Source organism: Candidatus Zixiibacteriota bacterium, assembly GCA_026397505.1.
Lineage (GTDB): Bacteria > Zixibacteria > MSB-5A5 > GN15 > PGXB01 > JAPLUR01.
In genome coordinates this window covers 1-11267 of the sequence record JAPLUR010000001.1, presented here as the reverse complement: position 1 = coordinate 11267, position 11267 = coordinate 1, and the positions used below count along the sequence as shown (strand labels likewise).

Here is an 11267-nt window from a genome sequence, read left to right as displayed (position 1 = left end):
GTATCTCTCGGCCGGTGACCACACTGTCATTTGGGACAGTCGCAGTTTCGATAATCAGCCGGTGGCCAGTGGTATATATTTCTATCGCATAAATGCTGATTCATTTTCCGATACCAAGAAAATGATACTGCTGAAGTAATTTTCAATCCAGAGGGGCCAGTAATATTGGCCCCTCTGAACTAAAACCAGCCCAAGAAATCTGATTCTCTGCAACGGTTGATCGCTTTATCTTGATTGTTTGAGCATGGATATGCCCGATGAACAGAGATTAAAAGAGTTGGTCGGTGCGCCGGTTCACTCGCTTTGGGTGTGTCGTCAAATGGAGTTATCTCCCGAAATCTGCTTCTCGTGCCGGCGGGTCGATATCGTGCGTCACATTGGCATTCCAGAGCGAGCGACTCGGGCAATGGCAGAGACGAATTCATTCGCCGGCCATGCTGATAATCAATCTGGTTAAAATAGTTATGCCTGAATACCTTAGTTACTAACAAGTTAGCCGGCCTTTTAGGCAGCCGAATTGACAATAATCCAGTTGCGGAACTCGTCTCGTCAACCCCGCCATAGACTGATAATGTCCATAAGTCCTTTTAGCGCCTGTGCGGGTGCAGTCACTCATCCCATACAACTGAAATGCACTGTTGTACTTCTGATCGGCTATGGCCGTTTCTTGTTCAAGCCGCGGACTTGTTACGATCAAGATAGTCAGTGACAATCTCGATAATGTCTTCCAGGATGCGGTCGGGACACTTCCCGTGCATGAAGTTGATCATCACAACTATGCTTACATCATACTCCGGCAAGTACACCATGTAGGCGCTTGTTCCAATGTTTCCACCGCCATGACCATATGCTCTCTCTCCGTTTGTTGTGCTCTTCTTGATCAAGAACATCCCCAAACCGTAGCCTTCGCACCAGGAACCTGCAGCGTCGGAATTGAATTCCAGCATTTGATCCAGAGATGATCTCTTCAGTATCTTTCCCGTAAAGAGAGACTTGCACCACACGGCAAGATCTTCCGCCGTCGTAAACACTCCAGAAGATCCGTAAGTAATGCTTTCGTGCGATACTCTCGGGAGGTATGTCAGGTCCTTCCCTGTACCACCTTTCTCAAAATTGTCACCCCAGACGTGAGCAAGTCTATTCGGGATCTGCTCCTCCATAGAGAGGTACATGTTCTTGAGGCCCAACGGTTGCCAAAAGCGTTTTCGGAGTTCAGATGACAATGAGGAGCCTGTTGCCTTTGTGATGATCTGTGCGAGCAACAGGTAGTTGGTGTTTGAATACCGGAAACCAGTACCCGGTGCGAAATGGGGGTCCTTTAGGTACGTCAGAACCACTTCCGGGGTGAACACGCTGTCTCGATACTTGATGAGGTCGTCCCAGAGCTTCTGGTTTTCCCAAAACATGAAGATCCCACTTGTGTGTCCAAGCAGCTGACGGATAGTGATATTACTATCAATCTTTGGGTGCCGGGGAAGCCAATCGTGTAACGAGTCTTCCAGAGAGAGCACTCCCTCCTCGGCAAGCTGAAGCACGAGGGCGGCAATCATGTTCTTCGTTATGCTGCCGGTGGCAAAGAGCATGTCGGGTCGCATGGCAACGGTATCTTCCGACACGCCGGCGACAATGTTGTGTGTACTGCCATCGGGCAAGATGACAGTTGTCGATCCCCCCTTAACATTGTATTGCTTCAACCGCTTATCGACTGCCTCCCTGAGTTGCTCATCGAGAGGGCGTCTGTCTGGAGAACACGAGATGGCGCAACAAAGCATTATCACTACGAGGGCCATGAAGGGTTTCGGAATTCTCATCCTTACCTCCTGTTCGGAGTTTGAATATTCCACTGTTGGTGTATAGCCAGTGGAGTCTGATCCTGCTCAAATATAGCCGCGACACGCGGGATAGCAAAGAGAATTCATCAGGTGCTAGCGAAGGGGTCCGATTCGAGCGCCGGGCCGGCTGCTAGTTGATTATCTTCCAACGGGTTCTATTAACACAAGCATAGTGTAACCGAATCGGAAAGCTAAAAGGTACAAAAGTTTGGGGAGAGTGAGGTCGGGGCCGACATTGTCGTATAATGTTGTCATGCATGCGCTTACACTTATTCTGGTTAATCGATACATATGACTCAATCCATCTAAGTTAGATTTCTCTATTGCATTAGTGCATATGAGAAAGCATTGTTATCAGTCGATCTATATCTTTGCCTAACTAGTCGGTGTGTCCGAATTGTTTGACGACATACAGCCTCAGGAGCGACTAGAAAGCCGCCCCCGAGACAATATTGACAGAATCCGGGCAACCATTATCGATGCCTGAGGCAATATTCTAATTGTCCGCCGATGGCTCACCAGTGGCCAAATCGCCCATGAACCTTTCACTTCCAATGGTGATGTTCGCATCCCCCTCTGCCATAGCTATATTCATGTTGCGAAAGATGTTGGTTTCTCCATAGGAATAACCGCTCATAAAAGCAACATTGGCCAGAAAAGTTCCGCTCATATTTCCCGTGACCTGTCGGGAAAAGTCGACCGATTTACCTCTCAAACAGCGAATGTTGGTGAACATCAGGTTCAACTGATACTGCATGGCTCGAACGGCCTGATAACTCCTGAGAGTATCAAGTCCGATACATTCGTAGGTTCCGCTTATGGTTATAGTATCGGTGTTGACGCCGGTCGCCAGCCAACTTCCATTCATATTGGTCAATTGCTTGCAAATGCGGAGGGTTCGACATTCTCCGCTTCCTTCCAATATTCCGAATTGAATGGAACAAGCGGTATCTGAATTCACCACCCACTGCCTCTGCGGTTCTCCATTGCCGTTACGATACTGGTATGTATATGTCCTTGTGAATATGGCGTGAAATGGTCCGCCGGATTCTCCGCGTTCCCTAGTGAATTGCAGTCGCCAAGTTCCCGTTGCCGAATCATAATTTGGTGCTCCAATGCTCCCCGCCCATAATTTGGCTACTGTAAATGAATCCGATTCGGTGGCTATCGCTGCCAAATCTGCGAGCTGGTCAACAATACCGCCATTATCCATTGCTATGGAGCCTGCCACCGCTTCACTTATATCCTTGTTGGCGGTTGGGATATCAGTATTCAGGGGGGCTGTTGCACTGTCTTTGCTGCAACCCGTGAAAAGTGAGAACACAAGCAGCAAGAGAAATATGGGAAGCGATCTTTGGAATGTGATTAAAGAGAGTTTCATACTTGGTTCCTCCTCAAAATGATCATTTCCTCCAGATACTCCGATTCTATTTGGGAATAATGGTCTTATCATCCGATGAGGACCAAATCAGTGTATCAAATTATTGGTTACTTCCTCCTCATTTATTAGGTTTTGCCGTACCATTCCTGTCGGAGGTAACACAGCGTAATATCCCTCCGAGCCCAGTGACAGATCAAATACCTGACGATTAGATCTGTCGCATCCATGTAACAGAGAATGTCCGACTCAAATCCGTTCACCAATGACTGTTCAGTCTTTGCACATTATGAGTTCTCCAGAAAAATGACAAAGTCTAAACCTGTGAATCTGAAGCGGCGCCATGGACATCGCCTTCTATCCTTTGCGCCATATGGGAATATCAGTTCCAATTGTCAATGCTGAAGTAATTAAGAAGATTCTGGAACAGGCTAGCCGCAAATTTAAGAGTAAGATCAGTGTATATATATAAATAGATGGGTGAGACCCTTGGCTCACCCATCTGTACCCCAACCTAAGGAAAGAGGTTCGGCGCTTTGACCTAAGCGTCGATAGTCGAGGTTACCGCGTCATTCTGCCGCCTTCTCCATTTTACAGACCTTTAGTGTATCTCCGACCAGTGGCAGTCCCTTTACCGCCACCATCTCTCCTACTGCAAAATCGGCCAGAGTCAATTCGGTGGTTCCATCAGCAGCAAGCAACTGGGTTCCCTTACAAACCAGGCCGGTCCAGTTATACCCCTCCCAGGTTACTATTTTGGCCGCGATATCCACACTTGCCAGAGGAGCGGTAAACTGCGTGCATTGCTGGGGCTTGTCCTGGCAGTTGGCCACATGAATATAAAGCGCCAGGAGGGTCACGGAATCAAGGATGTTCGCTCTGATTTCGACAACATTACCAATAGTAAGATCGGCGAAGTTCAGAGTAGTATCCTGTGCAGAATACATATACTGATTTATAAGCTTGCCGGCGGTGCCACTGCCCGGAGTCTCGCCGTTAATATGGTCGTCATATGCGATTCTGCGTGTCAAAGTTCCCCTGATAATGGTATTGGAGTCGGCCATGATTGTTTCCGAGCGATTGGAAACTGTAAATGTCATGGCGTCATAATCAATCGTAAGAATGGTATCTCGGAAAGAAAGATCAAAGTTGCCCATGCGGGTGCAATTGCGGATCTTATGCGCCAGAACATATTTATTCTGCTGACGCACTCCTTTGATTTCAACAGAATCATCGGGCTGGATATCGCCGAAGGGGATAGGCGCTTCAGAGTTATTATTATTGAGGCGGACAATCTCGCAGTTGTGCGCTGCTATAACCGTATCGCTTATCCCGTTGAACGTCAGCATCCTGCGGTTCTGGTCAGTAGTCCGGACGCGCGCGGAGAATTGGACAGAGTCGCCCGGGGATGCATAAAGACCTGCCGGATCCCAACTCGAATAATCGGCGGGATTCTCGACCTGCCCAATTATCTTGTCCCGAGAACACCCTCCCACCAGAGCCACGATCGCCACCAGAATCGTTATCCCCCAAATACTCCACAAACGTTTCATTACGGACCTCCTTAAGTGTGAATTTCTACTTCTGTGCTTTCAATAGCTACAGAGATGGGATTTTGATATTTCGTTCGGCTCTTAGGGAAATAATTGATTGAAAATTGCCTGGATTTTGCCGCCCACGGGCCTGTCGCCACAACGAAAATGCAGACAAATAAAAAGCCTGCATCTATCTTGATGCAGGCTTTACCCAATAGAGGCTACCGGAAAGAGGAATTTGGCCTATCTGGGAGGTGGGCCATCCTTATACAGGTAATTGATCAAATAAGTTATATCCTGTATGTTCAATGTTCCGGTGCCGTTGACATCGGCAATATCAAAGGCAACCGGGGGAGGACCATCTTTATATAAGAAATTGATAAAATAGCTGACATCCATGATATTCAGGCTCCCGTCGCCATTAACATCGCCACCTTCAAAATGAGAGACAATTGATGACAATGCGGCCGTAATATTTATTACGCCCCATCCGAGCATGCCTTCCAAGCCGGGGTTGAGCAGGTCAATATTATCTGCTGACTTGAGAATAGCGCTGTCAATTTCATCCCATGTCAAGGCCGGATCGACCGATACTATCAGTCCCGCCAGACCTGTGACAAAAGCGGTTGAGAAACTGGTTCCGTCCCACCAGGCATAGCCGGTATCAAGGTATGGGGCATAGATTCTTGTCCCCGGGGCACAGACATCGACCTTATCACCATAATTGGAGAAATCGGCTTTCCGATTGATTGAGTCAACCGCGGCCACCGCCAGGCAGTAAGTACGAGTCGCCGGGAAAGGAAAGATCAAGTTGCTGCTGAGGAATCATTGCCGGCCGAGGCAACCACCATGACATCATGGTTTTTGGCATACCTAATGGCATCATCCAGAGCATCATGTACCCCCAACATCCCAAGACTGAGGTTAATCACACGGCAACTATCTTCAATTGCCTCAAGCACGGCTGTCGCAATATTATATCCGTCGCCCTGCCCGGCCGTATCGAGAACGCGATAGACATATATTGAGGAGGCAGGCGCCACAAGTCTTATAATGCCGGCAACAAAGGTTCCGTGGCCGGAGCATGGCCCGCCCGGCTCATCAAAAGCTATGGAATCATTGTCGATATAATCCCATTTGGATATAATACTACCGGCGAGAGAGTTAAAGAAAGGATGAGTATAATTCACCCCGCCATCAATGACAGCAACTCTCACTCCTTCACCTTCGGAAATAGCATGGGCGGCACTCAGGTCAAGTGTTATTGCGGCTTCCTGCAATTCCACCGTACCGATATACTGAACATCAAGAAAAGGCTCACTGCGCTGAAACGGTTCCGGCGCAGTGAGATAAAAGTTCGGACGGCAATAGACGACATCGGGACGGGCATCTATTACGGTAGCCAGACTCTCAGCGTCCTGTCCCTGAGTTATCATCAATAGATAGCAGTTGGTCTGGGGCTGCTGGCTCTTTGTCGCCGTGCCGTAAGCGGCATTGATTATTTCAATGCCAAACCCGGGCTCCATCTTACAGATGAGCTCGTCCGGCTTGAATCCACCGGGTGGTTTCTGTGCCGGAAGGGGCGATGCCAGGATACTCATTATTATGAGGATTGTCGGTAACGAAAAGTAAAGTCTCATCTTATTCATAATATCATCCTCCTATATCACCAGCGCCCGAGATGGAGAAGGCCGCCCAGTAATAGGCCGAGGGATATTGATCTCGGACCGTTCCTGAGGCATAGCGGGACGCATCAAGGATTGTATCACCATCAAAATATCTATCATAAAATGCTCTCATCCAGAGAACCGTGGTTTCATCGGAAACCGGCCAATGGCTGGCGATAATATTTCTGGCGCCCATCTCAAGCAGAGAACGTACTAAACCGGTCGATTCCTCACCCGGCATAGCTACCTCCTCGCCCGAGCGACAGGCCGCCAAAGTAACCAGATTAACATTGCAATTCATCAATCGAAAATCAGCTGCAAAAATCGGGCCATCCTCCAGGGAAAGATAGGAATAGAAGGGATTATCATTTCGCATGACAGCATGTCCGGAATAATGCCAGAGATTGGCTTCACCGCTTGACACCCAATCATCGCGGTGGCAGGGATTGTGGATTGTGGCACGTGCACCGGCTTTTGCCAGGAGAAGAGACAGTTCGCGGTCAACTGACGGAAGGTCAAGAGCTTTACCCCGAAACAGCTCTACTTTTGAGGACGATATTTTTCGCCGTTCGGCGGCAAGGAAATGCCTGATGCTGGGGGCATGTATGAAATGATGCCTTTTAAAAAGGGGCTCACCGTTGACAATCAGGGCCGACCAGGGAAGGTTGGCCAATTCCCCTTCCGATATTATTAATACCTTTTCTGTACCATCAGGTACATTAAGGGGGCGCCAGAGTCTATTCCCCAATTCCTGCCATATCATATTCTCCGCATTGGACCGGTTAAGACCTGTCAAATATTGAGAGAGGATTTCGCTTTCCAGAATGAATTGCCACCTCCGCATCAATCCGGCAAGATATTGTCGGCCATCATGATAACGACGCACTGTTGTCTTGCCATCCTGATGGACAAAAGCAATTATCTCATTTCCCTGCAAATGGAATTGTATAATTGGAAAACGATGCGATATTTCAACCATTTGGCGAATCAGTTCTTCTTCCGAAAGATAAGAGGTTCCTGGCATCTTTTCCAGGGCGGCCATTTCCCCACGGAGACGCTTCTGCAATTCAGAAAATCCCTTCCCCTCCGAAGAAGCCACCAGATTTCGTTCGCCGCTTCGACCGGTAATCCGGCTGGAAAGGATGGCAATTTCCGAAGCCAAACGGGCGAGACTGTCTTGAACCCGGCGGCGGGCAGGATCAGCATCATCCGCGACAATCGGTGCCCAGAGACCGGCGGTCTTATATCTTTCCGACCAAACCGCGGCGGCTTGAGGGTTTTGTTCTAACTCGGCAGCAATCAGCCGAAGATGCGGCGAACTGAAGCGACGGGCGTATGCTCCCCGCAGTTCCAATGGCGGCAGTTGCGCCCGAACCATATCAAGCTTATCTGCTGCCTGTTTCCAGTGCCAACGCGCTTCATGTTTTAGTCTCCGATTGTATTTATAATCGCCAAAGGCTGTCTGCCAGGCGGTATAAAGATGGGGAACATTTCTGGTCGCAGGATTGGCGGCCAGGCGCTTAAAGGCGGAGGCGGCCTCCCTGGTATTGGAAGTCATCCTCAAATCACAGACCGCTTTCCATAGAGGCAATTGGGCATCCCTGAAAAGATGCCGCGCTGTTCTGATTTCAAGTCTGTGCCTGCCTGCATTCTCGCCTGCCAGATCTGCCGCCAGAAGATGCACCACTCCAAGAAATCCCTTATTTTTTTCTTTGTAAAATCCCTTTAGAGCCGCCTCTTCGGCTATTCTGGCTTCTTGTTTCAGCCCCAATGCCGAGGCCGCCTGACCTCTGAAGAGTGATGCTTTGGAATGTTCATATTCAAGTTTCAGTCGAGAAAAAAGTTTCTGGGCCATGCGTGACGAATAAAGAGCATCATAATACAGGCCCAGCCCCAGATAGACCTCGGCTCGATCCAAAATGCACAATGCTTCTCCGCGCGGATCGCCTCCTACGCGAAACGCCTTTTCGCAGGCATTCAAATCCAGCAGGGCCTCATGGAATTTTCCTTCCAGCATTCGCAGCCAGGCCAGGCCATAACGGGCATCGGTCGCCTCCAGCGTGAAGCCGGCGGCGGTATTGATCTCCAGTGCCGCTCGATATAACCTTTCCGCCTCAGGAAAATCAAATAATTGAACGAGAGTATTGGCCCGATTATAGTAGCAACGCGCGGTTGCCGTTTTATTATCGGTCTTTTCAAAGAATTCCGCCGCCTGTCGGTAAAGTTTCTCCGCATCGCGATGTCTGTCCTGTCGATGAAGAAGATTGCCGAAATTCACCCATGTCTGCGCCAAATCCGATTCGGTTTTAAGGGCTGCGAAGGTTTTCAAAGCCGACCGCGCATGATTCTGTGATTTCCTGAAATCACCGAGGTACATATAGACATCGATAAGAGCTCTATCAATTCGGGCGCGCACTAACGGCTCTCTTGCGGCTAGGGCGAGAGCTTTTAGATATGCCTTGAGTGCCTCACGATGTTTACCGCTCATATGCGTGACACGTGCCAGAGCGCGATAAGCGGTCAGCCTGAGACCATGATATTTTATTGCATGGTGGGCGAATTTGCGAGCGATCGGGAGTGCCGCTTTTAACGATCGATGCATCGCCTTCTGAATCAGGCGGTCGCATTCGGCGGCTAAGGCCTCTTCGCCCAGGGCCGGCATTTTGCCGGTTTTGAGGAATTTCAATGCGGCTATTTCCTGCGGGGTTTCTTCCACACTAACTCCGGAAGTTCTATGATTTTATCCAGCAGTCTGATTTTTAGATGACGCGGCGGCCTTTGTCCCACCCATTGGAACATCCCGTCTTCATCAGCATAATGTTCATCGCGATCCGACAAAAGTACCGCTGGTGCCAGGTAGTTACCTGCTATCCGGGCAACGATACTCCACTCCTTTTTGGTTTGTTCCGCACGCAAATCCATGGTTATACCTGAGGCTTCAAAGCGGAGACGTCTGTGCTCTATGGCCCCCGGCCCGCGGACACCGACCGGTTCAGGCATCGCCCATGAGTCAAAAATCAGTTGCGCCAGCGCCTGTGAAACTCTCTTTAACGCCGTTTTCTTCTCGGCCAGAGCCATGGCTTTGCTGACCCATCCGGCGGGGGCATCGCGTAAAGTAAGCTGACCGACGACCGGAAATTTTAATAGAAGTTCAAGGGTCTCCCGGCATTCTCTGCATTTGGCGAGATGCCCGGTCAGTTTTCCTTTATACTTTTTCGATGCCTCAATTAGCTCTTTTCTATCCAAATGCCTTTCTGACATCTTGCTCCTGGTTTTCATATCTACAGAGTCCTTTTATCATCCTTCCGTTCTTCCAGATACCCCATTTTTATCAGTATATTTTTCAATTTTGCAAGACAACGCATCCGTATCGGCCCAAGGCTGTTGACCGAAATTCCGCAGATTCCTGCAATTTCCTCATACGATTTCTCCTCTGGTGCAAAGAAGAAAGCCTCCAACACTTTGCGGCAGCGGAGGTCTATCTCTCTGAGGGCAATTTCCAGTTGAGCCTGACACTCCAATTGTTCCAATTCCTCATCGGGAAGTGGCTCCAGAGCCACCAGCGAGGGATAATCCGGTTCTTCCCCCCGCCTATCGGCCCGACGCCGTAACCGTATTGCTTCCCTTTTGGCGGTAGTAACCAGCCAGGCGGACAGGCGTGAGGGGTCTTTAAGACGCAGGCGATGTTCAAAAAGAAGTATCCAGGTTTGCTGGAAACAGTCGGCGGCATCGGCCATCGAAAGTCCGGCCCGGGTCGATACGGCATAGACCAGAGGCTGATACTTCTGCACCAGAATCCCCCAGGCTTTGCTGTCGCCTTCAATAATTCTCTGCCAGAGTTCGTAATCAGTCAAGGAGATATCAGTCATTTACACCAGTTCCGGTATGTCTCTTCCGGAATATAATACTGCCCATGCAATTTTGGAGGTGGAATTTTCATATATCTATCTATCCGGATTCTTGGGTGTCATAATGAAACCCTCCGCAAATTTCCCATTCAATTCATTATCTGACAGAACAGCCATCTTGTCCAGCGGAAATATGGAAACTGACAGAAAATTTTAAAAGAAAATGAACGATAATACGGAATCCGTTCTCTGTAGCTCCAGAGGTAATAGTTTGGATTTAAAAAAGACCCGGAAAAATAAGGGCACGAGGAGAAGATCGAATGAACCACGGGCGTTTTTCATTCGGTCTTTTCCTTTTTTTTTGAAAGGAGGTGTCACAGAAAGTACAAAGCGTTATCAGGCTCTGACAGTCAACTTGTAGCTCCCAATCACCCGATTATTTGGAGGTTGAGTATGAGGAAGGCTCTATTCCTTCTAATTTCTCTATTATTTATCACAGTCTCTATTTCCGCGGACAATACTGTATATGTTCCGTTTCAGGGATCATCTGAAGGAACGCAGTATGTCCCCGACCAGTTCGTGGTCAAGTTCAGGAGTATTATCGGTCCAAGGCTTCCTATTGCCGCCAAAGGGGAGGTCTTAACCGGTATCCCCTCCATAGATGCCCTGACTCGGAGATTCGGGGTCACAGCTATGGAGGAAGAATTCCCCGGCGCCACCATCGAACCAGGTCTTCCTGACCTGACCGGATATCGTATCGTAACGTTCGGCGGGAATAATACCCTCGATGAAGTCATAAGCGCCTATGCGGCTTGTCCTTATGTGGAATCGGTTGAACCGATTGGGATTCACCCCCTATACGATGTGTGGAGTGAACCCCTTTTGTTGGACAGGTTAGGGTAGGACGGTTTGGCGGTTCACTTTTTCGTTCCTCAGTAGGGCCTCGAACTCGTTGGGTGGTCGATAGCCCAGAGAGGAATGCAATCGTTTCTCATTATAGACATCCC

Annotated in this window: 9 protein-coding genes; 1 reads left to right on the top strand and 8 read right to left on the bottom strand. The window is 49.1% G+C overall.

What is annotated here, in order from left to right:
- Positions 1–671: 671 nt before the first annotated feature.
- From NT002_00045 to NT002_00010, 8 genes are all read right to left on the bottom strand, one after another.
- The gene (locus tag NT002_00045; protein ID MCX6827669.1) at positions 672–1811 is read right to left on the bottom strand and encodes a serine hydrolase; all 1140 of its coding nucleotides are present in this window, start codon (positions 1809–1811) and stop codon (positions 672–674) included.
- Positions 1812–2328: 517 nt separating this feature from the next.
- Positions 2329–3213 carry a hypothetical protein gene (locus tag NT002_00040; protein ID MCX6827668.1) on the bottom strand — a complete coding sequence of 295 codons (885 nt, stop codon included), beginning with the start codon at positions 3211–3213 and terminating at the stop codon, positions 2329–2331.
- A gap of 566 nt (positions 3214–3779) precedes the next feature.
- Positions 3780–4763 carry a hypothetical protein gene (locus tag NT002_00035; protein ID MCX6827667.1) on the bottom strand — a complete coding sequence of 328 codons (984 nt, stop codon included), beginning with the start codon at positions 4761–4763 and terminating at the stop codon, positions 3780–3782.
- 225 nt (positions 4764–4988) lie between these two features.
- The gene (locus NT002_00030; GenBank protein MCX6827666.1) at positions 4989–5555 is read right to left on the bottom strand and encodes a S8 family serine peptidase; all 567 of its coding nucleotides are present in this window, start codon (positions 5553–5555) and stop codon (positions 4989–4991) included.
- Positions 5552–6394: a S8 family serine peptidase gene (locus NT002_00025; GenBank protein ID MCX6827665.1), complete on the bottom strand. Its 843-nt coding sequence runs from the start codon at positions 6392–6394 to the stop codon at positions 5552–5554. Before NT002_00025 ends, NT002_00030 begins: the two co-directional genes overlap by 4 nt.
- A gap of 4 nt (positions 6395–6398) precedes the next feature.
- Positions 6399–9128, bottom strand: a complete 2730-nt coding sequence (locus NT002_00020; GenBank protein ID MCX6827664.1) for a CHAT domain-containing protein — start codon at positions 9126–9128, stop codon at positions 6399–6401.
- Positions 9104–9673 (bottom strand): hypothetical protein, encoded by a 570-nt coding sequence (locus tag NT002_00015; protein MCX6827663.1) that lies wholly within the window; start codon positions 9671–9673, stop codon positions 9104–9106. The genes NT002_00020 and NT002_00015 overlap by 25 nt, the downstream gene beginning before the upstream one ends.
- 20 nt (positions 9674–9693) lie before the next feature.
- Positions 9694–10281, bottom strand: a complete 588-nt coding sequence (locus NT002_00010; GenBank protein ID MCX6827662.1) for a sigma-70 family RNA polymerase sigma factor — start codon at positions 10279–10281, stop codon at positions 9694–9696.
- A gap of 432 nt (positions 10282–10713) precedes the next feature.
- On the opposite strand from NT002_00010, the gene NT002_00005 reads away from it, so the two are divergent.
- On the top strand, positions 10714–11163 hold the full coding sequence (locus NT002_00005; protein ID MCX6827661.1) for a hypothetical protein: 450 nt from the start codon (positions 10714–10716) through the stop codon (positions 11161–11163).
- Positions 11164–11267: the final 104 nt, after the last annotated feature.